Origin of the sequence: Alkalicoccus luteus (genome assembly GCF_052061695.1) — a bacterium.
Taxonomy (GTDB): Bacteria; Bacillota; Bacilli; order Bacillales; family Salisediminibacteriaceae; genus Alkalicoccus; species Alkalicoccus luteus.
Genome location: NZ_JBPZEY010000013.1, coordinates 19,155 through 43,526, shown reverse-complemented (window position 1 = coordinate 43,526; position 24,372 = coordinate 19,155). Strand labels below are relative to the sequence as shown.

At 48.1% G+C, this 24,372-nt stretch carries 22 protein-coding genes and 1 tRNA gene; 19 read left to right on the top strand and 4 right to left on the bottom strand.

Annotated elements, in window-relative coordinates:
• Window positions 1-2: 2 nt before the first annotated feature.
• Window positions 3-254, bottom strand: coding sequence for a DUF2627 domain-containing protein (locus ACSZLD_RS15135; RefSeq protein WP_377910950.1), 252 nt, complete (start codon window positions 252-254; stop codon window positions 3-5).
• A 117-nt stretch (window positions 255-371) separates the two neighbouring features.
• On the opposite strand from ACSZLD_RS15135, the gene ACSZLD_RS15130 reads away from it, so the two are divergent.
• The 8 genes from ACSZLD_RS15130 to ACSZLD_RS15095 all read left to right on the top strand — a co-directional run bounded on the left by ACSZLD_RS15130 (window position 372) and on the right by ACSZLD_RS15095 (window position 10,313).
• Window positions 372-2,324, top strand: a complete 1,953-nt coding sequence (locus ACSZLD_RS15130) for a sigma-54 interaction domain-containing protein (RefSeq protein ID WP_444685677.1) — start codon at window positions 372-374, stop codon at window positions 2,322-2,324.
• Between the two features lie 138 nt (window positions 2,325-2,462).
• A complete protein-coding gene (locus ACSZLD_RS15125) occupies window positions 2,463-3,365 on the top strand; it encodes a bifunctional enoyl-CoA hydratase/phosphate acetyltransferase (protein WP_444685676.1) in 903 nt (300 codons plus the stop codon).
• Window positions 3,366-3,380: 15 nt separating this feature from the next.
• Window positions 3,381-4,478, top strand: coding sequence for a Leu/Phe/Val dehydrogenase (locus ACSZLD_RS15120; protein ID WP_444685675.1), 1,098 nt, complete (start codon window positions 3,381-3,383; stop codon window positions 4,476-4,478).
• 14 nt (window positions 4,479-4,492) lie between these two features.
• Window positions 4,493-5,587, top strand: a complete 1,095-nt coding sequence (gene buk, locus ACSZLD_RS15115; protein ID WP_444685674.1) for a butyrate kinase — start codon at window positions 4,493-4,495, stop codon at window positions 5,585-5,587.
• Window positions 5,588-5,602: 15 nt separating this feature from the next.
• Window positions 5,603-7,027: a dihydrolipoyl dehydrogenase gene (lpdA, locus tag ACSZLD_RS15110; RefSeq protein WP_444685673.1), complete on the top strand. Its 1,425-nt coding sequence runs from the start codon at window positions 5,603-5,605 to the stop codon at window positions 7,025-7,027.
• 28 nt (window positions 7,028-7,055) lie between these two features.
• Entirely contained in the window at window positions 7,056-8,054 is a 999-nt protein-coding gene (locus ACSZLD_RS15105; RefSeq protein ID WP_444685672.1) for a thiamine pyrophosphate-dependent dehydrogenase E1 component subunit alpha, read from the top strand.
• Window positions 8,055-9,038, top strand: coding sequence for an alpha-ketoacid dehydrogenase subunit beta (locus ACSZLD_RS15100; RefSeq protein ID WP_444685671.1), 984 nt, complete (start codon window positions 8,055-8,057; stop codon window positions 9,036-9,038). It begins immediately after the preceding gene.
• A 15-nt stretch (window positions 9,039-9,053) separates the two neighbouring features.
• Complete coding sequence (locus ACSZLD_RS15095; RefSeq protein WP_444685670.1) at window positions 9,054-10,313, top strand: dihydrolipoamide acetyltransferase family protein; 1,260 nt, start codon at window positions 9,054-9,056, stop codon at window positions 10,311-10,313.
• 174 nt (window positions 10,314-10,487) lie between these two features.
• Here the strand turns inward: ACSZLD_RS15095 and ACSZLD_RS15090 are convergent, their stop codons facing one another.
• Window positions 10,488-10,928 (bottom strand): hypothetical protein, encoded by a 441-nt coding sequence (locus ACSZLD_RS15090; protein WP_444685669.1) that lies wholly within the window; start codon window positions 10,926-10,928, stop codon window positions 10,488-10,490.
• 105 nt (window positions 10,929-11,033) lie between these two features.
• Between ACSZLD_RS15090 and ACSZLD_RS15085 the strand changes: the two genes are divergently transcribed.
• The 4 genes from ACSZLD_RS15085 to ACSZLD_RS15070 all read left to right on the top strand — a co-directional run bounded on the left by ACSZLD_RS15085 (window position 11,034) and on the right by ACSZLD_RS15070 (window position 13,294).
• A complete protein-coding gene (locus tag ACSZLD_RS15085) occupies window positions 11,034-11,462 on the top strand; it encodes a BrxA/BrxB family bacilliredoxin (RefSeq protein ID WP_377910648.1) in 429 nt (142 codons plus the stop codon).
• 191 nt (window positions 11,463-11,653) lie between these two features.
• The gene (locus ACSZLD_RS15080; RefSeq protein ID WP_377910647.1) at window positions 11,654-12,019 is read left to right on the top strand and encodes a hypothetical protein; all 366 of its coding nucleotides are present in this window, start codon (window positions 11,654-11,656) and stop codon (window positions 12,017-12,019) included.
• Window positions 12,020-12,080: 61 nt separating this feature from the next.
• Window positions 12,081-12,155 (top strand) — tRNA-Arg (locus ACSZLD_RS15075).
• A gap of 158 nt (window positions 12,156-12,313) precedes the next feature.
• Window positions 12,314-13,294, top strand: coding sequence for an aromatic acid exporter family protein (locus ACSZLD_RS15070; RefSeq protein ID WP_444685668.1), 981 nt, complete (start codon window positions 12,314-12,316; stop codon window positions 13,292-13,294).
• A gap of 105 nt (window positions 13,295-13,399) precedes the next feature.
• Here ACSZLD_RS15070 and prli42 read toward each other — a convergent pair whose 3' ends face one another.
• Complete coding sequence (gene prli42, locus ACSZLD_RS15065) at window positions 13,400-13,489, bottom strand: stressosome-associated protein Prli42 (RefSeq protein ID WP_168006330.1); 90 nt, start codon at window positions 13,487-13,489, stop codon at window positions 13,400-13,402.
• A 128-nt stretch (window positions 13,490-13,617) separates the two neighbouring features.
• On the opposite strand from prli42, the gene ACSZLD_RS15060 reads away from it, so the two are divergent.
• The 4 genes from ACSZLD_RS15060 to ACSZLD_RS15045 are packed head-to-tail and all read left to right on the top strand — an operon-like array spanning window position 13,618 to window position 18,805.
• Window positions 13,618-15,261, top strand: a complete 1,644-nt coding sequence (locus ACSZLD_RS15060; protein ID WP_377910645.1) for an acyl-CoA mutase large subunit family protein — start codon at window positions 13,618-13,620, stop codon at window positions 15,259-15,261.
• A gap of 13 nt (window positions 15,262-15,274) precedes the next feature.
• Window positions 15,275-16,105, top strand: coding sequence for a methylmalonyl-CoA epimerase (gene mce, locus ACSZLD_RS15055; protein ID WP_377910644.1), 831 nt, complete (start codon window positions 15,275-15,277; stop codon window positions 16,103-16,105).
• The gene (locus ACSZLD_RS15050) at window positions 16,092-17,639 is read left to right on the top strand and encodes an acyl-CoA carboxylase subunit beta (protein ID WP_377910643.1); all 1,548 of its coding nucleotides are present in this window, start codon (window positions 16,092-16,094) and stop codon (window positions 17,637-17,639) included. The genes mce and ACSZLD_RS15050 overlap by 14 nt, the downstream gene beginning before the upstream one ends.
• Window positions 17,640-17,686: 47 nt before the next feature.
• A complete protein-coding gene (locus ACSZLD_RS15045) occupies window positions 17,687-18,805 on the top strand; it encodes a M20/M25/M40 family metallo-hydrolase (RefSeq protein ID WP_444685687.1) in 1,119 nt (372 codons plus the stop codon).
• A 606-nt stretch (window positions 18,806-19,411) separates the two neighbouring features.
• Here the strand turns inward: ACSZLD_RS15045 and ACSZLD_RS15040 are convergent.
• Window positions 19,412-19,609, bottom strand: coding sequence for a hypothetical protein (locus tag ACSZLD_RS15040; RefSeq protein WP_377910642.1), 198 nt, complete (start codon window positions 19,607-19,609; stop codon window positions 19,412-19,414).
• A 300-nt stretch (window positions 19,610-19,909) separates the two neighbouring features.
• Here ACSZLD_RS15040 and ACSZLD_RS15035 point away from each other — a divergent pair, with 300 nt between their 5' ends.
• The 3 genes from ACSZLD_RS15035 (at window position 19,910) to ACSZLD_RS15025 (ending at window position 24,355) form a co-directional block, all read left to right on the top strand.
• Window positions 19,910-21,079, top strand: coding sequence for a DNA polymerase IV (locus tag ACSZLD_RS15035; protein WP_444685667.1), 1,170 nt, complete (start codon window positions 19,910-19,912; stop codon window positions 21,077-21,079).
• Between the two features lie 928 nt (window positions 21,080-22,007).
• Window positions 22,008-24,059 carry a TP0910 N-terminal domain-containing protein gene (locus ACSZLD_RS15030; RefSeq protein ID WP_444685666.1) on the top strand — a complete coding sequence of 684 codons (2,052 nt, stop codon included), beginning with the start codon at window positions 22,008-22,010 and terminating at the stop codon, window positions 24,057-24,059.
• Window positions 24,056-24,355, top strand: coding sequence for an EscU/YscU/HrcU family type III secretion system export apparatus switch protein (locus ACSZLD_RS15025; protein WP_444685665.1), 300 nt, complete (start codon window positions 24,056-24,058; stop codon window positions 24,353-24,355). The genes ACSZLD_RS15030 and ACSZLD_RS15025 overlap by 4 nt, the downstream gene beginning before the upstream one ends.
• Window positions 24,356-24,372: the final 17 nt, after the last annotated feature.

The window sequence follows — 24,372 nt, the reverse complement described above, 5'->3', positions numbered from 1 at the left end:
TATTACCTTTCTGCAGGCTGTTTTTTTTGAAAGCGCGGAGCGACTTTATTGTTTTTACGGTCCCTGTGCAAAATAAACCCGCCGATAAACCATACGCCCACGGCAAGCGCAGCAGCGCCAGCGAAAAATTGAATGTAAAGCGTCGGATACGGGCTGTTCAGAATTTGAAAAAGCGTATCACGCATCTGCTTAATTCCATACCCTGCTGTAAAAATCGGAATGAGCAGGACGATAAGCGCAGCAAATCGTTGAATAGTCATGAAGCAAGTCCCTTCTTTCATAAGCGTGCATGTTCAGTACCAGTCTATCGAAAAAACCAAGTTCTGTCGAGAATATCCGTTTAAAACGGAGAAGAAGAAGCAGGTGATCGGATGAAGCGTATTTTACTTATCGGCACAAAAGCACAGCTGGAAGAATTGGAAAAGCTCGTACCAGAAGGGGCAGAGGTTTATGGAGGGGTAACAGATCATGCAGCCTGGACCGGCAGTCTGCTGACGACTGTTCCGGAAGAGGATTGGAAATCAAGCCAGTATGAATTTGTTTTTGCTGAGACAAACGTAAGGGACGACACCCTTCCGCTGCAGTGTGCACCCATCTATTTTCGTCAGATGGAGGCGGACGCTGAAAAAGAGGAAATGGAGCAGATGACGGAAAGATTGAAAGAAGTACTAAACGCGACTCACGACGGTATGATTGCCATCAATGAAAAAGCGCAGCTGACACTGTTAAATAAACGCGCTGAAGAAATGACGGGCCTTTCCGCTGTGCAGGATATAGGAAAAGACGTACATGAGGTGATGCCGACTAGCATGCTGCCGAGAGTACTGCAAACCGGAAAGACGGAACATAACCGTAAGCAGAAGCTAGGAAACGACAGAACCATTGTAACAACTAGGGTGCCAATCATGGACCAGGGGCGCCCTGTCGGTGCACTGGGGGTGTTTCGCGACATAACAGAAATCGTCAATATGGCCGAGGAAGTAACAAATCTGAAAAGCATCCAGGAAATGCTGGAAGCGATTATTCACTCATCGGATGATGCGATCTCGGTTGTGGATGAAAATGGGAACGGGCTGTTGATTAACCCTGCTTACACGAGACTGACCGGTCTCTCGGAATCGGAAGTCGTCGGTAAACCAGCTTCTACGGATATATCAGAAGGAGAAAGCATCCATATGCAGGTGCTGCAATCGGGCATTGCTGTGCGCGGAGCGAGAATGAAGGTTGGACCGGCTCGAAAAGATGTCGTTGTAAACGTCGCCCCGGTTATTGTGGATGGAGATGTAAAGGGAAGTGTAGGTGTTGTTCATGATGTATCAGAAATGGAGGCGCTTACAAAAGAACTGGAGCAGGCTCGCAAAATCATTCGCACGCTGGAAGCCAAATACAGCTTCGATGATATCGTAGGCCGGACCCAGGAGATAAAAATGGCGGTGGACCAGGCGAAGGTGGCCGCAAGAACACCGGCTGCTATCCTGCTTCGTGGTGATTCCGGCACAGGTAAAGAGCTGTTTGCACATGCCGTTCACAACGAATCAGGCCGTAAGTTCAACAAATTTATTCGGGTCAACTGCGCCTCGCTGTCTGAAACGCTGTTGGAAAGTGAATTATTCGGCTACGAAGAAGGGGCTTTTTCCGGAGCAAAAAGCGGGGGTAGAAAAGGTGTATTTGAAGAGGCTGATCAAGGCAGCATCTTTCTAGATGAGATCGGCGAACTGACACCAAAAATGCAGGCAAAGCTGCTGCGCGTCTTGCAGGAGCAGGAAATCGTTCGCGTTGGCGGCTCCCAAGTGCTGAAAGTGGACGTCCGCGTTATTGCCGCGACGAATATGAATATAGAAAAGCGGATAGAAGAAGGAGAATTCCGCTCGGATCTGTTTTTCCGTCTAAATCGAGTACCGATCTATATCCCGCCGTTAAATGAGCGAAAAGATGATATCGGCAGGCTGAGTGAGCATCTTATGATGAAGCTGAATCAGGATTACGGCAGGCGGGTCACAAAGCTTTCCCCAGAAGCTCTGCAAAAGCTGCAGCGGTACAGCTGGCCAGGAAATGTAAGAGAATTGGAAAATGTATTAGGCCGGGCAATGATCCATCTCCCTCAAAATGCAAGTATGATTCGGGCGGCTGATATTATAACGGATGAACGTAAAGAAGAGTCGAAATTGGCACCTGAAATCAGTGAAGAGCCTCTTGATGAACAGTTGCGCCGCTTTGAACGGGCCGTCATTGAAAAAATGCTGATTGAAACGGACGGTAATAAAACAAAAGCAGCTTCAAAGCTGGGTATTAGTACAAGAAGTCTCTACTACAAATTAAAATAACTTACATCATCAACCTGATTGCAATAAATTGCGCGCAATATTTTTCGTGGTATGAAAAATATTGCGCGTTTTTGCGCAGGATGAACGGATAGCATTCTGGTATACTCATTTTAGAATGGGTGAAAAGGCGGTGATCGAATGAACGTAACCGATTTAACGAATAAGGTACATAATAAATCTGAACAGGTGACAGTAGCAGTGGCGCATGCAGTTGAACCTTCGATTTTTACAGCCTGCAGCCTTGCAGCCGAGAAGGGAACGGCTTCCTTTCATTTTATTGGTCCGCTAACCGAAATGACAGATGCTATGAAAGATGCAGCGGTGGAACAATCGGACAGGTTTTCATTTTCAGATGCTGCCGATGAAGCAGAATCAGCACAAAAAGCGGTCGTGCTCGTTCACGAAGGACAGGCAGATGTTTTGATGAAAGGGATGACCCCTACTTCTAAGCTTTTAAAAGCGGTGCTTCATAAGGAAAAAGGACTTAGAACCGGACGACTGCTTTCTCATCTGGCGGGGTTTCAGCTTCCAGAGCAGGATGATCTGCTTTTTTTAACAGATGCAGCGATGAATATTGCACCTGATTTAACTCAAAAGCAGGGAATTATTGAGAATGCTGTTGAGGCATTGTCAAAAATGGGGATGGAGCTGCCTAAAACGGCGTTGCTCGCCGCAGTGGAGACGGTAAATCCGGCGATGCCTGCTGCAGTGGACGCCGCAGTTCTGACTCAGATGAACAGACGCGGTCAGCTGGCTGGATGTTTAGTAGATGGACCGCTCGCACTTGATGTCGCCGTGTCTGCTAAAGCAGCAAAGCAAAAAGGGCTGGAAACAGACGTGGCTGGCCGGGCGGATCTATTGGTTGCACCGAATATTGAGACCGGCAACACTTTGTATAAGTCACTGACTCTTTTCGGTGGAGCGACTGTTGGAGGAATGATCGTTGGCGCAAGAGCACCAATCGTGTTAACTTCCAGATCAGATACAGCTGAAAGCCGTCTGTTTTCGCTTTTAATGGCTGTAAGCACGATTCAAAAATAACAGGGGGCGTTACAAATGAAACTATTTACTTACATGGAAGAATACGATTACGAACAGGTTGTCGTTTGTCAGGACCAGGAATCCGGACTGAAAGCAATTATTGCGATCCATGACACCACACTCGGACCGGCGCTAGGCGGAACCAGAATGTGGACTTACGCAACTGAGGAAGCAGCATTTGAAGATGCACTGAGACTGGCAAAAGGAATGACCTATAAAAATGCAGCAGCAGGATTGAATCTCGGCGGCGGCAAAACGGTTATTATTGGAGATCCAAAAAAAGATAAAAACGAAGCGATGTTCCGTGCGTTCGGCCGGTTTATTCAAGGTTTGAACGGCCGGTACATTACAGCAGAGGATGTTGGAACGACTGTAGAGGACATGGATCTCGTTTATTCGGAAACCGACTATGTAACGGGCGTCTCCCCAGCATTCGGATCCTCCGGAAATCCTTCCCCGGTAACGGCGTACGGCGTATACGTCGGAATGAAAGCGGCGGCTAAAAAAGCGTTTGGATCAGATTCCCTTAAAGGAAAGACGGTTGCTGTGCAAGGAATTGGGAATGTCGCTTACAACATGTGCCGCTATCTGCATGAAGAAGGGGCTTCTCTCGTTGTAACAGATATCAATCAGGATTCCGTTCAGCGTGCCGTAAATGAATTCGGAGCAAAAGCTGTAGATGTGAACGACATTTACGATGTGGAAGCAGATATTTATTCTCCTTGCGCTCTCGGTGCAACGGTTAACGACGACACAATTTCCCGGCTGAAAGCTGGAGTCATTGCCGGGGCAGCCAACAATCAGCTGCTCGAAAATCGTCACGGCGATGTCTTACAGGAGAAGGGCATTGTTTATGCGCCGGATTACGTGATTAACTCAGGCGGCGTCATCAATGTAGCGGACGAACTGTTGGGGTATAACAGAGACCGTGCAATGAAAAAAGTAGAAACGATTTATGACAGCATTGAAAAAATATTTGCTATATCAGAACGAGACAATATTCCAACGTACGCAGCTGCAAACAGACTTGCAGAAGAACGAATTGAAACAATGAGGAAATCGCGCAGACAATTCCTGCAGAATGGCATGAATATTTTATCTCGCGGAAGATAATCTGGAGGGAAATCATGGAACACTACCATCGGATTCTGGCGATCAACCCGGGATCTACGTCAACGAAGATTGGGGTATTTGAAAATGAATCGGAGCTGCTTGAGCATACGATCCGTCACGACAGAGCGGAGCTTGAGGATTACCACTCCATTATTGATCAATATGCTTTTCGGAAAGAGATGATCTTAAGAACGCTGGATGAAGCAGGGATCAATTTGTCTCGTCTGTCGGCAGTGGTCGGCCGCGGAGGGCTGCTCAGACCGATTGAAGGCGGCACGTACGAAGTCAATGAAGACATGCTGCACGATTTGAAGGAAGGGTATTCCGGTCAGCACGCTTCCAATCTGGGCGGTATTATCGCCTGGGAAATTGCCAAGCAGCTGAACATTGCTTCTTATATCGTTGACCCTGTTGTTGTAGATGAAATGCATGACCTGGCAAGAGTATCCGGGTTTGCCGATTTTGAACGGAAAAGTATCTTTCATGCACTGAATCAAAAAGCGGTCGCCAGAAAAACAGCTTCTGATATGAACCGTGATTACGAAGATTTGCGGCTGATCATCACGCACATGGGCGGCGGCATTACCGTAGGCGCTCATCGCTATGGCCGTGTCATCGACGTCAATAACGGACTACATGGAGAAGGTCCCTTTTCTCCTGAACGTGCCGGTACAGTTCCGGCAGGGGATCTCGTCTCCTTATGCTTTTCCGGTGATCATTTTTCCTCTGAGATCATGAAAAAAATTGTCGGTCAGGGCGGGTTGGTCGGTCATCTTGGTACAAATGATGCTGTTGAAGTGGAGAACAGAATTGCAAAAGGCGATGACAAAGCAGAGCTTGTTTACGAAGCTATGGCGTATCAGATCGCTAAAGAGATTGGTGCGGCAGCAGCTGTGTTAGAGGGTAAGGTAGATGCGGTCGTTCTTACTGGTGGACTTGCGTTTGGGAAGGAATTTGTACAAAAAATCAAGTCACGTGTAGAATGGATTGCAGATGTACTTGTTTATGCGGGTGAAAATGAGCTTGAGGCATTGACCGCAGGCGCTTTAAGAGTTCTGCGGGGACAGGAAAAGGCTAAATCCTATCACATTCCTTCAGTGGAATCCTAAAAAGGAGAGAATCGTATGGCTGAAAAATATGATCTGGTCATATTAGGAGCTGGTACAGGCGGATACGTTGCTGCGATCCGCGCTGCACAGCTTGGACTCACGACAGCGGTAGTAGAAGCTTCTGAACTGGGAGGGACCTGCCTTCATCGCGGATGTATCCCAAGCAAAGCGCTTTTACGAAGTGCAGAGGTGTATAAAACAGTGAAGCAGGCTGAAGATTTTGGCGTGAAAACAGAAGGGAGCTCGCTTGATTTTCCAGCTGTTATGAAACGCAAAGATGATATTGTTTCAAAGCTGCATCAAGGGGTTCAAGGGCTGATGAAAAAAGGCAAAATCGATGTGTATAAAGGATTCGGCCGAATTCTTGGCCCATCCATTTTTTCTCCCACACCCGGTACGATTTCGGTTGAATATGAAGATGAGCGGGAAAACGACATGCTGATTCCTGCAAACGTCATCATAGCTACAGGAAGCAGACCGCGGACACTTCCCGGACTTGAGTTGGACGAAGAGGATATCATGTCGTCAAATGGGGCGCTGCAGCTCAGTGCTCTGCCAGCATCGATCACGATCGTAGGCGGTGGAGTCATCGGAGTCGAATGGGCCTCCATGTTTATTGATTTCGGCATGGAAGTTACCGTGATCGAATATGCCGGCCGAATTTTACCTACTGAAGATGAGGACGTATCTAAAGAAATGAAAAAAGCGCTTGAGAAGCGTGGCGTTACCATTTATACCAATGCTGCCGTTCGCCCTGAAAGTGTAACCAAAAGCAGCGATGGTGTTAAGGCAAGCTTTGATCACGACGGTGAAGAGCATTCTATTACCTCTGATAAGCTCCTCGTATCAGTTGGCAGAGAAGCCAGCATTCAGAATATTGGCGTAGAGAACACAGACATTATTGTCGAGAACGGCACGATTAAAGTGAATAAACACTACCAGACAAAGGAATCTCACATTTACGCTATCGGCGACTGTATTGGCGGGATGCAGCTTGCTCACGTTGCTTCGCATGAAGGCATTGCAGCTGTCAATCATATCGCTGGAGTTGAGGCACATGCTGTTGACCCGGATATGACACCGCGCTGTACATATTCCTATCCGGAAGCAGCTGCAGTCGGCATGACAGAAGAGCAGGCCAAAGGCGCAGGCTTCGACGTAAAAGTCGGCAAGTTTCCTTTCTCTTCCATTGGGAAAGCACTTGTGCATGGGGATGCATCGGGATTTGTGAAATTTGTTTCGGATAAAAAAACAGACGACCTGCTTGGTGTTCACATGATTGGACCGCACGTCACCGACATGATCTCCGAAGCGGCTCTGGCGAAGCTGCTGGATGCAGCTTCATGGGAAGTAGGCGCTGTCATTCATCCGCATCCTAGTTTGTCAGAAGCCGTAGGCGAAGCAGCACTTGCAGTCGAAGGAATGCAGATTCATGGGTAAGGCAAACAAACAAGAGGAGGTCATACAAGTGGCAGATAACAGACATGAAGCACTAGGACTGACGGATGCAGATGTACTGAACATGTATGAAACCATGCTTCAAGCCCGCATGATCGATGAACGGATGTGGCTTTTAAACCGCGCAGGAAAAATTCCATTTGTCATCTCGTGTCAGGGACAGGAGGCAGCTCAGGTCGGCGCAGCGATGGCATTAGAGCCATCTATTGACTTTGCTCTTCCTTACTACCGGGATATGGGGGTCGTGCTTCATTTCGGCATGACACCTCAGGACCTGATGCTGTCTGCATTTGCAAAAGCGGAAGACCCTAATTCTGGTGGACGTCAGATGCCGGGACATTTCGGCTACCGTGCTAAAAACATCGTGACCGGTTCGTCACCAGTAACAACCCAAGTGCCGCACGCAGTCGGCTTTGCACTTAAGTCTAAAATGAAGCAGGAAGAATCAGTCGCTTTTACGACGTTCGGGGAAGGCTCGTCCAATCAGGGCGATTTTCATGAAGGAATTAACTTCGCAAGTGTGCATGATCTTCCAGTCATCTTCATGTGTGAAAATAATAAATACGCTATTTCCGTGCCGCTCGATAAGCAGTTAAACATCGAAAGCGTGGCAGACCGTGCGGCGGGCTACGGCATTCACGGGGAATCCGTCGATGGCAACGATCCACTCGCTGTTTACAAAGCAGTGAAGGATGCAAGAAACCGAGCAGCTGACGGCATTGGTCCATCCTTAATTGAGACGGTATCGTACCGTCTGACTCCTCATTCAAGCGATGACGATGACAGCACGTACCGCTCCCGCGATGAAGTAGAAGCAGCGAAGAAAATCGACTCGATTCACACGTTCGGTAACTACCTGCGCGAAGCCGGCATTTTAAGCGAGGAAAAAGAGGATGAAATTCGAGCCAGACTTCGCAGGGAAATCGATGAAGCGACGGATTATGCAGAGCAGGCAGCTTACCCGGATACGGATACGCTGACGGACTTTGTTTATGAGGAGGGGAACTAAATGCCGGTTAAAACATACATTGAAGCTGTTACAGCCGCTATGCGTGAAGAAATGGAGCGCGACGAAAATGTCTTTGTACTTGGAGAAGACGTAGGGAAACGCGGGGGAGTATTTCGCGCAACGGACGGTCTCTACGATGCTTTTGGAGAAGAGCGTGTGATTGATACACCTCTCGCTGAATCAGCGATTGCCGGTGTAGGAATCGGTGCAGCCATGGCTGGCATGCGGCCTGTGGCCGAAATGCAGTTCGCTGACTTCATCATGCCGGCTGTTAATCAGATCGTTTCCGAAGCCGCAAAAATACGGTACCGGTCCAACAACGACTGGACATGCCCTATCACAATTCGTGCGCCATTTGGAGGCGGGGTCCATGGAGCTCTCTATCACTCCCAGTCGGTTGAATCATTATTTGCAGGCACCCCTGGCTTAAAAATTGTCATCCCTTCTAATCCATACGATGCTAAAGGCTTGTTAAAAGCAGCGATCCGTTCCAATGATCCTGTTCTGTTTTTTGAACATAAGCGGGCCTACCGTCTCCTGAAAGAAGAAGTGCCGGATGAAGATTATACAGTACCAATTGGTAAAGCCGCTGTAGTACGCGAAGGAAGCGATCTGACGATCATCACTTACGGATTATGCACGCACTTTGCCAAGCAGGCTGCTGAACAGGCTGCAGAAGACGGCATTGAAACACATATTTTGGACCTGCGTACTGTGTATCCGTTAGATAAAGACGCCATTGCAGAAGCAGCTTCCAAAACAGGAAAGGTACTGCTCGTCACGGAAGATAATAAGGAAGGCAGCATTATGAGCGAAGTGGCAGCGATTATTGCTGAACACTGCCTGTTTGATCTTGATGCACCTGTTCAGCGTCTTGCAGGACCGGATGTGCCGGCAATGCCGTATAATCCGCCGCTTGAAAAAAAGTTTATGGTGAATACCGATAAAATTGAAGAAGCATTGCGGGAGCTTGCTGAATTTTAACGAGGAGGGATCCGGATGGCAACAGAAATTACGATGCCCCAGCTGGGGGAGAGCGTGACAGAAGGAACGATTACGAAATGGCTGGTTAAGCCCGGCGACAAAGTAAACAAATACGATCCGCTTGCTGAAGTGATGACAGATAAAGTGAATGCCGAAGTTCCTTCTTCTTTTGCAGGCACGATCACCGAGCTCATCGCAGAGGAGGATCAGACTGTCGAAGTTGGACAAGTCATTTGTACGATGGAAACAGAGGGAAGCGGCGAGCCGAAGCCGGAAGCTCCCGGACCAGGAGAAAAGCAGCAGAAACAGGAAGCGGAGACGTCCTCTGAAGCAGACACCTCCCAGCAGGGCAGATACTCTCCTGCAGTGATGAGACTGGCACAGGAGCATCAACTGGATTTAAATTCAATTCAAGGTTCGGGAAGAGGCGGAAGAATTACCCGCAAGGATATTCAAAAGGTCATCGACGAAGGCGGCCAGCCGGAAGCGAAAGAAGCCGCTCGTTCTAGTCAGCCCGAAGCAGCGCCTGCGAAAACTGAACCTGTACAGGATAGTGCTCCCCCTTCCTCTGACGCACGTCGGGATGAAGTGCCTGTAACTGGAGTTCGCAAAGCCATTGCCTCGAATATGGTACAGTCCAAGCATACAGCTCCGCACGCCTGGATGATGGTCGAAGTCGATGTGACCGATATGGTCAACCTGCGTGAAAAGAAAAAGGCTGAATTTCAAGCTCAGGAAGGCTTTAAGCTGACGTTTATGCCGTTCTTTATGAAAGCCGTTACGGATGCTCTGAAAAAGTATCCACAAGTAAATGCGGCATGGGCAGGAGATAAAATTTACCGTTACAAGGATGTTCATTTGTCGATGGCAGTTGCAACGGAAGATGAGCTGTATGTTCCGGTTATCCGCAATGCAGATGAAAAAAACATCAAAGGTCTGGCCCGGGAGCTGAATGATATAGCCGGGAAAGTAAGAAGTGGAAAACTGACCTCACAGGATATGCAGGGCGGTACGTTTACGCTGAACAATACCGGATCTTTTGGATCTGTTCAATCCCAGCCAATCATCAATACACCGCAGGCCGCTATTCTTTCGGTAGAATCAATTGTAAAGCGTCCTGTCGTATTGAACAATGACGCCATTGCTATCCGCCATATGGTAAACCTTTGCATGAGTCTGGATCATCGTGTACTTGACGGGTATATTTGCGGGAAGTTTATGCAGGAAGTGAAGCAGACGCTTGAAACGATGGATGAGTCAACATCAATTTATTAACGAAAGAAAAAAACCGCCTCGTGCGGTTTTTTTGCTTTAATCGTTCAATTTCCGGCTTTTATAGCAGGATCGGTTACGAAAGCAAACTAAAATCAGCATAAATAGCCGCGAATCATAACAGGGAGAGGTCCGCTCTGCGATCTGCTTATGTTGATTTGCAGCTGTAGGAGGCTTCTAGGAAGTGGAACGGATCGAGCGTGTTACTAAAACAGACCAGCTGAATAAAGATGGCTTTAAAGATAAATAAGAAGCGAATAAGTAGACGATAACAATAATTATGTAAACTAAATACAGTGTCAGGATATGGAAACCGAATAATGGCAGCGGATATGCTGCCAAAAGCCTTGCAGGGAGCCAAACACATGAAATCGTTATTCCTCGCATCAATAATGACAGGGAAGGACCACTGAACGTGACACGCAGAAGCCGCTGGCCAGGCGAGCGTATGCCGGCGGCAGGAAGGACTCCGTATATAAGAGCAAACAGAAATGCAGCTGCAGCAGCTTCTGCTGCTAATGAAAGGGTATCGAAAAACGGAATAAAAAACATTAGTCGAACAACGAGATAATCCACAGCGAGAGCTAGTGCCTCTGCACGTTTAGCGCCATAATTCATTATTGTTCCTCCTAAAAAGCCAGCGGGAGTGACAAAGCCTTTGGCATTTGTGGATGATACGTGTAAAATGGGAATTGAAATCTTCATCAGAAAGGGTGAAACAACATGGAATTCCAAATGTTTATGAACGATGTGGTGCAGGCCGCTCGTCAGGATATGGATCAGGCCGGCTATGACCAGCTTACATCAGCCGAAGACGTAGAGAAAGTACTTGAGGCCGAAGGGACCACATTTGTGGTCGTCAATTCTGTTTGCGGCTGTGCTGGAGGTATCGCACGTCCATCCGCTGCTTACATGAAGAATTATGAAGTGCAGCCGGACCGTTTTGTAACTGTCTTTGCTGGGCAGGATAAGGAAGCAACTGAAAAAGCGCGTTCTTACTTTACAGGATTTGCGCCATCCTCACCCTCTTTTGCACTGCTGAAAGATGGAGAAATTAAAGCTATGGTTGAACGTCATGAAATTGAAGGACATGAACCGATTGAAGTTGTTAATAAGCTGGAAAGCTACTTTGACGAGCACTTCAAAAAGTAACGTGTAGAAGGTCCGGAAGAGCTGCAGCTCTTCCGGCTTTTTCTTGAAAGTGCACACGCTCAAACCGCTTCAACACAACGGTTTAACGTTTCGTGGATATTTATCGGATAGACTGGTCAAACGTTGGGTGATATGCTATAATTTGAAATCGTCAGCACTTAACCGTTGAAACGTATAGGAGTGAAACCGCAATGCAGGATCTCTATAAAGAAATACATATGTATCTTAACCAGGAAGAAGAGATAGGCTTCAAACAATTTGATGATTTTTACAAGCGAGTGATCAGCTATTTTAATGATCACGCCGACAGCTTTGAGGAAGAAGACATCTGGAAGGCTCTCTTTATTTCCGAGAACGTCATGTCTAACGCTGACGGCCGCTCTAAAGAGGCAACTTCGCAAAAAGAAACGAAGAAATACGCAAAAATGTCAAAGCGTCTTACGCTGTGGGCACAAAATTTTGCTGCACGCCTTGCTCGAAAAGGCTACAACGAAGAACAGATGAATGCGACGTTTGAAAAAATGTTTGATGACTACGAAAAATTTAAAGAAGAATAAGCTTGCCGACGACACGTTATATTGGTATAATATTTTATGTGCTGATTAATCAGCACTTGCTGCGCCCGTGGTGAAATGGATATCATACAAGATTTCGGCTCTTGCGTTCCGGGTTCGAATCCTGGCGGGCGCGCCACTATATGATTAGCAATCCTTCAGGACTCCCTGGAGGTTTTTTTATATCACATGGTTTCCGTCATTTCAGGCAGCGTATGTCAGCTTTTAAACAATCAGCCGCGTTTTCCGGTGAGTTGCAGTCGCACAGGAACAGCCGCGAGAAGGGAGAAACCGTACTTGACCATACCGATTGGCTACAGAACGCTAAAAACTGCTGTAGGTGCTGCTGCTGCCGTTGCCATTGCGCAAGCACTTCAGCTCGATTTTTTTGCATCGGCCGGTATTATTGCCATCCTTTGTATTCAGCGAACAAGGAAAAAGTCATTGATGACCGCATGGGAGCGTTTTGCTGCATGTATACTCGGTCTTGCTGCAGGGAGCATGCTCTTCGAATTACTTGGCTACCATCCGCTCTCGATCGGGCTGTTGATGCTGCTTTTTATACCACTTTGTGTCAAAATGCGTATCACTTCCGGAATCGTCACCAGTACGGTTATCATTTTTCACGTCTATACAGCAGGAACTGTGACAGTGGGCCTTCTGCTTAATGAGACGGCTTTGATCGTGATAGGTGTAGGCACTGCATTATTAATGAACAGCTACATTCCAAGCAATGAACGGAAGCTTGAGAAGTATCAAACCGAGCTTGAACATTATTACGCAGCTATCTTTCATCGGTTTGCCGATTACATACGTAATGGGGATACCAACTGGGATGGAAACGAAATCACCAAAGTGTCTTCATTGATTCAGGAAGCGAAAAATGAAGCGATGCGAAACCTTGAGAATCATATCATGCGCTATGAAGACACTTTTTATCACTATTTTAAAATGAGAGAAAAACAGCTCGATATCATTGAACGGCTGATGCCGATGCTTACGTCTATCGATTATCATGTGCAGCAGGCTGATATGCTGGCCGACTTTATGGATGATCTCGCAGACGGAGTGCACCCTGCAAATACGGCATATAAGTATATAGATAAGCTTGATGAATTAAAGGAGTCGTACCGAAACATGAAGCTCCCGGAGACGCGTGAAGAATTTGAAGCGAGATCAGCACTTGCCCATGTAGTAAAGGAGCTGGATGATTATCTTGCCATCAAGCAGCAGTTCAAGACTAAAAAGAGGTATGGGGTACTGGAAACTGGAAGCTGATAAATATGTAAGCTTTGCTTGTTTAAAGACTAATACTGGATAATAAAAAAGGTAAGAAAGCCGGATCAGCGCTTCTGATCCGGCTTTCTTCGTTTATCCAGCAAGTTAAAAGTAGCTTACTCCCATGAGGGCAGTACCTAAAAACATTACGATGATCATCATATAAACGATCGCTTTTCGGAATTTACGGGGCATGATTCAACCTCCTCTGCACCATATGCTTTTCATATTGTACCTGCTGAGCGAGCTGTTTTCAAGAGGGTGGGAACATTAGCAGGGGGTATGCTATAATAAACAGGAATTAACAGGAAAGGGGCGTGCAGATGGAAACGTATGAAAAAGCCTATCAAAAATGGCAGGAGAAACTGCAGAAGCAGCTGAATAAGCGGCCGGAACGCAAGGAATTATTTCAAACCGGCTCTCAACTCGAGGTAGACCGAGTATATTTTCCGGACGAAATTGATAACGCTTACATAGAAAAAGCTGGATTTCCTGGAGAATACCCCTATACAAGAGGAATCCGTCATACGATGTACCGAGGTCAGCTCTGGACGATGAGGCAGTATGCTGGATTTGGCTCTGCCCAGGAAACCAATGAACGTTTCCGTTATTTACTAGACCAAGGTCAAACGGGACTGTCAGTCGCATTTGATCTTCCAACTCAAATTGGATACGACAGCGATGATCCTATGTCGCTCGGCGAAGTCGGCAAAGTAGGAGTAGCCATCGATTCTTTAGAAGACATGGAAATGCTGTTCGATCAAATCGACCTCGGCAAAGTCAGTACCTCCATGACGATCAATGCTTCTGCAGCTGTGCTGCTTGCCATGTACATAGCTGTGGCGGAAAAGCAGGGCGTACCTCACGAAAATGTAAGGGGAACGATTCAAAACGACATCTTAAAAGAATATATTGCAAGGGGTACGTACATTTACCCACCAAAGCCTTCCATGCGCCTGATTACCGATATATTTGCGTTTTGCGGCGAAGAAGCCCCGTCGTTTAATACGATCAGCATCAGCGGATATCACATTCGGGAAGCTGGCTCCACAGCTGTGCAGGAGCTTGCTTTTACGATGGCAAATGCTATTGCTTATGTCGAGGCGGCGGTCGACGCGGGCTTGAAGGTGGATGATTTTGCGCCGCGCCTGGCGTTCTTTTTTAATGGACATAATGATTTCTTCGAAGAAGCAGCAAAATTCAGGGCGGCAAGACGTATGTGGGCGAAGCTGATGCGGGAACGGTTCAACGCCAACTCGCCGCGAAGTGAGCAGCTGCGCTTCCACACACAAGTGGCAGGCTCCACGCTCACCGCTCAGCAGCCCGAAAACAATGTCGTGCGAGTCGCGCTTCAGGCAATGGCCGCTGTACTCGGCGGGACGCAGAGTCTGCACACAAATTCCAAGGATGAGGCGCTTTCGCTGCCGACAGAGGAGAGTGCCCGGATTGCGCTTAGAACCCAGCAGATCATTGCTCACGAAACAGGTGCTGCGAATACGATCGATCCGCTTGGAGGCTCGTACTATGTGGAAGCACTGACAGACCGGCTGGAAGAAGAGGCGTTCCTCTACATCGATCATATCGATACGCTTGGCGGTGCCGTCAGTGCCGTTGAGAAGCAGTACATGCAGCGGGAGATACACCGATCCGCCTATGAGGCGCAAAAACGACTGGAACGACATGATGACATTGTTGTAGGAGTGAATGAATTCCAAACGGAGGACGAACAAGCGCCTGATCTGATGAAAGTAGACGAAGCGTTTGTGGAAAATCAACTCAGCCGTTTGGAGAGGTTGAAGGAGAGACGGGATACTGCGAAGGTGGAAGCTGGCCTTGCAGAGCTGAAGCGAACAGCCTCCGGAAACGGAAACCTGATGTATCCTATTTTGGAATGCGTAAGGGCCTACGCCACTGTTGGAGAAATTTGTCACGCTCTGCGGGAAGTATTTGGAGAATATACGTCGTAAGGAGATGGAAGCAATGGACCGGATCAGAGTATTGATTGCAAAGCCGGGTCTGGATGGACATGACAGAGGAGCGCTTGTTATATCTCAGGCGCTTCGGGACGCCGGCATGGAAGTGATTTATACAGGGCTGCGACAGTCGCCGCAGCAGATAGTACGGGCAGCTGTGCAGGAAGACGTAGATGTCATCGGCCTGAGCAGCTTATCAGGAGCGCATAATGTATTGTTTCCAGCTGTCGTGAAAGAGCTTCAGAAGCAGGAAGCAGCTGACATTATCGTGATCGGCGGCGGCGTCATTCCAGCAGATGATGCGGCAGAGCTGGAGCGGAATGGTATCGAAAAAATATTTACACCGGGCACCCCTACTGGAACAATCGCTGCCTATATTGAAGAAACGGTCCGTGGAAGCGGCTCAGAAGCGTTTGCTCCGGCAAAACGAATCGACCATATCGGCATCGCCGTTCACTCCATTGAAGAGGCTGCTTCCTTTTATTCGACCCACTTTCAGCTAAAGGTTGACAAGGTCGTTGATGTACCTGAACAGGGAGTTCGAGTGGCCTTTATTCCAGCAGGTAACGTGAAGCTCGAGCTGCTGGAGCCTCTCGGCGAGAGCAGCCCGATCGCTCACTTTCTCGATAAGCGCGGCGGAGGTCTGCATCATATTGCCGTAGAGGTGGATAACATCCAAGACCGGCTGCAGCAAATGCGGAATTCAGGAGTAGCGCTTATTGATGATGTGCCAAAAACTGGCGCATCAGGTCAGCCGATAGCTTTTTTACATCCGAAAGCAGCGCACGGAACGCTGGTGGAACTGTTAGAGGGGGACGATCAGGATGGATATGTATGACAAGCTGAATGAGCTTTACGATAAACGCAGACGAGTGGAAATGGGGGGAGGCGATGAACGTCAGCAGAAGCAGCGCGATAAAGGAAAGCTCACTGCGCGGGAGCGAATCGACCTCCTCCTGGATGATGATACGTTTGTAGAGCTCCAGCCATTCATGGAGCACCGGTTTGACGAGCCTGGCATGGAGAAAGGGTCAGCTCCTGGGGAAGGCGTCGTTACCGGATACGGAGACGTGAACGGACGCCGGATTTTCCTTTTTGCTCAGGATTTCACCGTGTACGGGGGCGCATTGGGAGAGATGCATGCAAGGAAAATTGCGAACGTAATGGATCTTGCGGTGAAAAATAAATGTCCATTTATTGGATTGAATGATTCAGGTGGAGCAAGAATTCAGGAAGGCGTGCTGTCACTGGATGGATATGGGAATGTATTTTACCGCAATGCTATTTATTCCGGAGTTATCCCTCAAATATCCGTCATACTTGGCCCGTGTGCCGGGGGTGCGGTGTATTCTCCGGCTATCACAGATTTTGTGTTTATGGTGGAAAAAACGAGCCAAATGTTTATCACTGGTCCAAAAGTAATTGAAACAGTAACCGGTGAAAAAATATCTTCTGAAGAGCTTGGCGGTGCCAGTATTCACAGCTCCGTTAGCGGTAACTGTCATTTTACTGGTACGTCAGAAGAAGAGGTCCTGCAGGAAGTCCGCCGCCTGCTTTCCTATCTTCCGCAGCACCAGGGCGAAGAGGCACCTCGCGAATCTTATGAGAACAAGGATGAATTCCTTTATGATCTGCTCGATTCTGTCCCGGCAGATCCGTCAAGACCGTATGATGTCCGTCATATGATCAAGCAGACGGTAGATGAAGGCAGCTTTATGGAAGTTCAAAAAGATTTCGCGAAAAATGCGGTTATTGGATTTGCAAGAATCGGCGGCCGCCCCGCAGGCTTGATTGCAAATCAGCCAAAAGTAATGGCAGGTGGTCTGGATATAAATTCTTCCGATAAAATTGCCCGCTTTATCCGCTTTTGCGACAGTTTCAGGATTCCATTAATCACATTTGAGGATGTTACAGGCTTTTTGCCCGGAGTGCAGCAGGAGCATGGCGGCATTATCCGGCACGGTGCCAAAATACTGTACGCTTATTCAGAAGCGACCGTGCCCAAAATCACCGTCATTACCCGAAAAGCATACGGCGGTGCGTACGTAGCATTGAACAGCAAATCGATCGGGGCTGATATTGTGTATGCGTGGCCGAACGCTGAAATTGCTGTGATGGGACCTCACGGAGCTGCTAACGTGATTTTTGCTCGTGAAATCCAGGACAGTGATGACCCCGAGGCTGTAAGAGCTGAAAAGATTGAACTGTATCGCGAGAAATTTGCCAATCCGTATATTGCAGCGGCAAACGGAATGGTGGATGATGTGATCGACCCAAGAGAAACAAGAATGAAGCTGATGCAAAGTCTGCGTATGCTGGAAGTGAAATCGGAACAGCGTCCTGAAAAAAGGCATGGGAATATTCCTCTTTAATACCTTATGATACAATCAGAAACGTACATAAGCTGGAGGAGGACATGATAGTGAATAAACAACGATTGCTGGATGAATTTTTAGAGCTGGTTCAAACTGATTCAGAAACGAAATATGAAAGAGAAATAGCAGATTTACTCATCCAAAAACTTCAAGACATTGGAATGGATGTTGTAGAGGATTCGTCTCAGCCTCGAACGGGACACGGAGCAGGGAATCTGATCGCGACATTGGAAGGAAACACAAATGGGAAAGCAATTTATTTTACATCTCACATGGACACTGTCGTACCAGGATTATCTGTTCAGCCTGTTGTCGAGGACGGGGTTATACGCTCGGACGGAACCACCGTTCTGGGAGCTGACGACAAGGCCGGTATAGCAGCCATGTTTGAAGCCGTACGCACGCTGAAGGAAGAGGGCGCTGCCCATGGAACGATACAGTTTATTATTACGGTAGGAGAGGAATCAGGTTTAGCAGGCGCCAGGGAATTAGATATGGAGCTGGTTAACGCAGATTTCGGCTATGCACTCGACAGTGACGGTGCCGTAGGAAGCATTGTGACGGCTGCGCCAAATCAGGCAAAATTGTTTATTACATGTCATGGTCAAAAAGCGCATGCAGGTGTAGCGCCAGAACGTGGCATATCTGCTATTCAAGTTGCTGCTGATGCGGTAAGCCGGATGCCGCTTGGGCGTATTGATGAGGAAACAACTGCAAATATTGGGAGAATTGAAGGCGGAAGCCAGACAAATATCGTTTGCGATCGAGTCGACTTGAAGGCTGAGGCACGTTCACTCGTCCGTTCCAAGCTCGAAGCACAGACAGCTGCCATGCGAGAGGCATGCGAGAAGGCGGCTGAACGCTTTCAGACAACTGTGGATGTGGATATTCAATTTGTCTATCCGGGCTTTAAACAGGCTGAAACGGATGAGGTTGTTGAATTTGCAGTTGAAGCTGTTAAACAAATCGGCAGAGAGCCTTTGTTAAAGCAAAGCGGCGGAGGAAGCGACGCGAATATAATTGCCGGGCACGGCGTCCCGACTGTCAATTTGGGCGTAGGATATGAAAACATTCACACAACAGCTGAAAGTATACCCGAGCAGGAATTGTATAATCTTGCAGAGCTCACTTACGCATTGATGAAGCAGTCAGCACACGCATAACAAAAAACGGTGCCGGTAATCCGGTACCGTTTTCAGAGTGTTGATAAAGTCATTTCAGGTGAATGACTTTGCATCTGCCTGCATCTGCGGACCCTCGCTTTCCGGAGGGAACGGGCTCAGCTAACCGCTTCTTCCTTTCGTCAGAAGCGCTGGATCTTCGCCTCGTTCTGATCCTCCCGGAGTCGGGTTTCCTCCGATTTAGCAGCTGGCTGTCCGGTTAAAACCCTGGTGAAGATTCACACGAGCTTGTTCCATCTAGAGGGAACCTTTCGTTAGGCAGCGCTTCGATGTCGAATCGGGATGAACGTCAACGTATCCACCAAAAAAAGCCGCAGCGTCCAGCGATTGAGACGTTTTTCTCCATCAAACAAATTCATTTCCCCTTTGTGTCCGGCGTGCCCGTGGAATTAGCGCAGCCTGAAGATCCTTTCTCAGAGGTTTATCCTGAGAAATAGCTGAAGGCAAGCCCACGGCAGGCTCGGTAAACAGAGGGGAAAGTCAATCAATCGAATAAACATGTAAACAAATTGACTTTATCAACAGCCTGAAAACGGTGCCGGTAATCCGGCACCGTTTTAACTATTTCAAAATCCAAGGGCACTCCATTCACTGTAAAAGACCAATCGATTCCTGTCTGCCGAACTCTATTGACTCCAAGATCGTCTCTTCTGAGCAGCCGATCAGCTGGGCCAGCTGTCTAATCGTAGGTGAAGGCGCCCTGGCGGCCGTAAACTCCTTTAAGGCCTCCGTAACCAGGTGAAGAACCGATTGATGAACAGGAGATTGATAAAATTGCTCCCTCATCAATATCGACCACCTTTCTATATACGTAGTATAGCATAGATAATAGTCACGGTCGAACGTATGTTTACAAAATGTTGTGAATAATTTGTAAATTTCATGAATCGTACCTGCTTATTTGCGGCTTATCGTCTTTGGAGGAAGTTGAGTGTTAGTTTATACATATCATAGCTGAAAACAGTTTATGCTTTACCGCCTTTTTTGCTCTAAAAAGCTTTGCAAGAGTAGCTTAACGTTTAGCGGTGCAGGAGCAAAATCTGATAAAATGAAAAGAGACTATGGAGAGAAAAGGAGGGCGTCAGCGTGAGTCACCGAATCATTTTTCATATTGATTTGAACAGCTTTTATGCCTCTGTTGAAGCAGCTGATGACCCTTCGCTAAAAGGCAAGCCGCTTGCTATTGCAGGAAACGCCAAAAAAAGGAAAGGCATCGTTGTAACGGCTAGTTACGAAGCTAAAAAAATGGGCGTGAAGCCACCGGTGCCTCTGTGGGAAGCTAAGAAGGCATGCCCCGATTTGCTTGTCAGAGAGCCGCGCTTTCCAAGGTACCGGGAAATGTCTGCAAAATTTTTTGAGGTGCTGCGCAGTAAAACAGGTTTAGTGGAGCCGGTATCGATTGATGAAGGCTACCTGGATATGACGAAATACTTATATGGAAAGCATCCTGTTGCCGTGGCTCAATCAATTCAGCAGGAGGTGCTGGATACTTTGGGGCTTCCTTGCAGCATTGGTATTGGACCTAACAAATTCCTTGCGAAAACAGCAAGTGACTGGAAAAAACCGCTAGGTATTACGGTATTGCGAAAGCGGGATGTGCAGCGCCTTTTATGGCCGCTGCCCTGTGAGGAGATGCATGGAATTGGAGCGAGAACAGCAGAAAAACTGAGGCAGCTGAGTATTGAAACAATTGGTGATATCGCAGCTTATGGAGAGGATAAGCTGAAAAGCACGTTCGGCTCGAGTGGAGGCAGAATGTTTGAAAAAGCGTGGGGAATTGATAGCAGACCCGTTGATCCGGAATCAGCTGAAGAGTTTAAAAGTATCGGTCATTCGCGCACGCTTCCGGAAGATGCGGTAAGCCTGCAGGATATGGCGCCAGTAATTCATCTGCTGTCCAATTTAGTTGCACAGCGACTTCATAAGAAATACGTTTATGCTTCCGGTCTGCAGCTTACAATCAGATACAGTACGTGGGAAACCATACAGCGTTCCATCAGACTTCCATATCCACTTTCCGACCATCAGACGATTGAATCCTGCGCCAAAGAGCTGCTGGAGACATCTTGGAACGGAGACAGGGTCAGGCTGTTAGGTTTAACAGGAATTGACCTGATTGAAAAAGGCAGTGCAGTAAAACAGCTTGATTTGTTTTCTTATCAGAAGGACAAAGAAGAATGGGATCGAGACGAACACGTTAGACAGCTGCAAGAGCGGTTCGGTCCAACGGCTGTTCGGCGAGGCTATTACAAATAGAATCAGGTGTGCCACATCGACTGTCTAAACTGCTTGCTGTGTTTACCTGCAAATTAATTCGTTCGCATGCCGTCCATCTTCACTTGTAAACAGAGATTTGCCTTAGGCTGCTGCTTAAGGCTTCTTCTAATTTACTTAATAGATAGCACGTTAGAAGGGGATGGATTCATATGGGCAGTGCTTTTCACGAGATGTTTTCACTCCCCATGCTGACTTCTCACGAACGGACTGCCGCTCAAAACCAGAACGAGAGTGAAGCTTTAGACTCTCTTTCACCCTGCAGCTTACAAGCGAAGCGTCGTTTGAGTAACGCTTACACGGCGGGCTCGTGCTAATTGGTATCAATCTTCGTCACCTCCCTGCAAGTGACCGGCTCTGAAGGGCCTCCAATCATGGAGGGATTAAAACGAGTCGAGAATCCGGCGGCCGGCAGTGCGTTTCACGTGCCTGGTTAGGCCTGCACGATCGGCTTCCATACGGATAGAATCTTCCCGAGGAAACGTTTCGATGTTAAATAGAGATGCCAGTACGTCATCGAATTCATGACAAACGAAAAGAAGCAGTCGCGTCTGCCCGTCATGACGTTGGTCTTTAAGAATCGAAGCGCTTTCCCCGATGTTTCGGGCGGAGGCGAAACAAGCAGTTTGAATATAGCTGAAGGCCAGGCCACGGCAGGCTGGGGTAAGCAGAGGGCAAATACAACCACACGAATACATATGTAAATTGAAAGACTTTTACAACAGCCTGAGCCGTCCGATGTAACCGGACGGCTTTTGTAGCTGAACTCGTTGCCGTACTAGTTCTTTAGGGTCAAGCGATATACGGAAGAGCAAGTAAAACAAGGAATTGGTTCAAGAGCTCTTATGTTTAACCGATATAGAAACTAGATAAAAGACGGTCACAGTACCGACTGCAGGAGGATGGTCATATGGAGATTCAGCCTTTCCAGCAATATTCACACGAGCAGCGGCCAGCACCTCGTGAAGGGGAAACAGTAAGAGCTGTGATTGTGGAACGGACCAGCGAGCGAGAAGCGGTCGTGCAAATCCGAGGCAGAGAGGTCAACGCCGTATTTGAAGGGCGAGTGCCCAGTGGTGATACCGTGCAAGCAGATGTTTCTCGTATACAAGACGGGAAAGTGACGCTGCGCGCAGCTGTAGCCGCTGAAGCGTCGGATCGCTCACGGCCCGATATTCAGGCGTTAATCAGAGAGGCAGGCGGCCAGCCTGTTGCTAAAACAGTGGAGGCTGTTAGAATACTGCAGGCTCACGGAAGATTAACGAGTGAAAATGTCCGCACAGTGGTGCAGTTTATGACAGAAAGCCGGGGAGGTTCAGTTCAGGCGGTTCAACAGGCCATGGATACGCGTGCGGCACTGTCTGCCGACGTACTGGATCGCTTCCAGCGCGCCGCTCATACGACACCTCTGCAGGCATTGCAGCAGGTCATGACAGCAGGAGCCAGTGCTGACACGCCTGCTGTTCATGGAATCCGGCAAACGCTCCCGGCACTGCTCCAGGCGTACGAAAGTGGATCCGGTGTCAGAAATGCAGTTACTGCATTGCAGCAGTCGGCGTCTGGAACAGTTCATGCTGAAGCAGTGAATCAACTGTTGAGGACCGTTCTTTCTGCTCAATCTCAAGGCGGAAGGAGCACTGCAGCTGATAAGCTGAGAGAGCTGGTTTTTCCAGCTTTAGACAAAGCTCCTGCAAATTCGCCTGCTCTTCCGCTTCGCACTGCGGCAGAACAGATGCTTCAGCAGCAACAGCAAACCGCAAATGCTTCAACGCTGGAGCAGCTGCGGCACGTACTTTTTTTGCTGGATGAAGGGAAAGAAGTGCGCGCGGCCCAGCTCTTTCAACAGCTCTCGTCCAGCCAGCCTCCTGATCGTGTCCAGTCGGCTTCTGGCATTACGGTAATGGTACGAGAAGTAACTCCGGCAATGGCCTCAGCTAGGGATGAATTTCAGGGATTTCAACGTGAAGCGGTAAGAAGTCTTGCGAGAATGGATCTGTTGATACAGCGCTTTCAGCAACAGGCAGCTCCGCAAGTGAAGCCGATGCTTGAACAAGTTATTCAGCAGCTTGATAAATCCATTAACAGAAGCGGATGGCTGTTATTCGCATCGATGAAACAAGAAAGGACGCTGCTGCAAGCAAGCTCAGAGCTGACGCATGCGAAACAGCTAATGAATCAAGGACAGCTGCGACAAGCTGCAGCTGTCACTGCCGGGGTCCGGCAAACGATCGAACAGATGGAATATAAACCGTCTGCCTTCAGATATCAGCACGTACATAAAGAAGCGGATTCAGAACGCCCGATCACTCAGCAGATTCGACAGCTCACAGAAAATACGGGCAGAACGCTTGCAGCAAACGAGCATTCTGGCAGGAACGTGCTGGAGGCGCTCAGGCAGTTCGGTTTTAACCGGGAGGTAGAATTGGTCAGACCTGATATGAGGAATCCGGAAGAAAATCGCAATTTAAAAGGGCTATTAGGAAGGATGCTGCAGGCAGGCGGTGAACAGGAGGCTGGAGCGCAGCGGGCTCTCGCAGTCATAAACGGGCATCAGCAGGGAAATCGTTTGGACAGTCAAAGCGGTCTTTTATTTCACGTGCCGCTGATGCTGGATGATACGATGCAGGAACTGAAAATATTCGTCGATGAGCGTCATCAGGGCGGACTTGACTGGGAGAACATTCAGCTTTATTTTCATTTGGAAGCTCCGGTCTCAGGCCCGCTAGGGATACGCGTATCTGTGCAAAACAGGCAGCTGACAGTTTCTTTTTATAATGATGAATCCACTTTTTCTGAGCGTCTCGAACCGCTGAAGGAAAAATATGCAGCGTCAATCAGAGAAATTGGCTATCAGGTGCAGTCCATCCAATCAGCGCCAATGGAAATAGAGGAGAAACAAGCACCGGCAGCAGATCCGGCAGCAGAAGAGAACTTCAAGGACGGAGTGGATGTCAAAATATGATACAGCGCCGGTTTAATCAAGTGAAAAAGCGAGCGATCAACGGCAGTACAGCAGCAGTTATTCACTATAACGAGCTTGACGGCACCCCTAAAGTGCTAGCCAGCGGACGGGGCCACGTTGCAGAGCGAATAAAGGAGATAGCGCAGGAGCATCATATTCATATGGAGGAAGATCCCTATTTAATTGAAAATTTAATTGACCTTGATTTAGGAGATGATATTCCACCTCAGCTCTATGCGGTTATTGCAGAAATATTACTCATGATCGAAGAGCTGGAGCGCATGCATCAAAGTTGAAGGATGAGGGGGAGAGA

Excerpts from the sequence above, each read along its gene's own strand:
- ACSZLD_RS15130 (WP_444685677.1), top strand. The coding sequence starts at position 372 with ATGAAGCGTATTTTACTTATCGGCACAAAAGCACAGCTGGAAGAATTG.
- ACSZLD_RS15125 (WP_444685676.1), top strand. The coding sequence starts at position 2,463 with ATGAACGTAACCGATTTAACGAATAAGGTACATAATAAATCTGAACAG.
- ACSZLD_RS15120 (WP_444685675.1), top strand. The coding sequence starts at position 3,381 with ATGAAACTATTTACTTACATGGAAGAATACGATTACGAACAGGTTGTC.
- buk (WP_444685674.1), top strand. The coding sequence starts at position 4,493 with ATGGAACACTACCATCGGATTCTGGCGATCAACCCGGGATCTACGTCA.
- lpdA (WP_444685673.1), top strand. The coding sequence starts at position 5,603 with ATGGCTGAAAAATATGATCTGGTCATATTAGGAGCTGGTACAGGCGGA.
- ACSZLD_RS15100 (WP_444685671.1), top strand. The coding sequence starts at position 8,055 with ATGCCGGTTAAAACATACATTGAAGCTGTTACAGCCGCTATGCGTGAA.
- ACSZLD_RS15095 (WP_444685670.1), top strand. The coding sequence starts at position 9,054 with ATGGCAACAGAAATTACGATGCCCCAGCTGGGGGAGAGCGTGACAGAA.
- ACSZLD_RS15090 (WP_444685669.1), bottom strand. The coding sequence starts at position 10,928 with ATGAATTATGGCGCTAAACGTGCAGAGGCACTAGCTCTCGCTGTGGAT.
- ACSZLD_RS15085 (WP_377910648.1), top strand. The coding sequence starts at position 11,034 with ATGGAATTCCAAATGTTTATGAACGATGTGGTGCAGGCCGCTCGTCAG.
- ACSZLD_RS15080 (WP_377910647.1), top strand. The coding sequence starts at position 11,654 with ATGCAGGATCTCTATAAAGAAATACATATGTATCTTAACCAGGAAGAA.
- prli42 (WP_168006330.1), bottom strand. The coding sequence starts at position 13,489 with ATGCCCCGTAAATTCCGAAAAGCGATCGTTTATATGATGATCATCGTA.
- ACSZLD_RS15060 (WP_377910645.1), top strand. The coding sequence starts at position 13,618 with ATGGAAACGTATGAAAAAGCCTATCAAAAATGGCAGGAGAAACTGCAG.
- mce (WP_377910644.1), top strand. The coding sequence starts at position 15,275 with ATGGACCGGATCAGAGTATTGATTGCAAAGCCGGGTCTGGATGGACAT.
- ACSZLD_RS15050 (WP_377910643.1), top strand. The coding sequence starts at position 16,092 with ATGGATATGTATGACAAGCTGAATGAGCTTTACGATAAACGCAGACGA.
- ACSZLD_RS15040 (WP_377910642.1), bottom strand. The coding sequence starts at position 19,609 with ATGAGGGAGCAATTTTATCAATCTCCTGTTCATCAATCGGTTCTTCAC.
- ACSZLD_RS15030 (WP_444685666.1), top strand. The coding sequence starts at position 22,008 with ATGGAGATTCAGCCTTTCCAGCAATATTCACACGAGCAGCGGCCAGCA.
- ACSZLD_RS15025 (WP_444685665.1), top strand. The coding sequence starts at position 24,056 with ATGATACAGCGCCGGTTTAATCAAGTGAAAAAGCGAGCGATCAACGGC.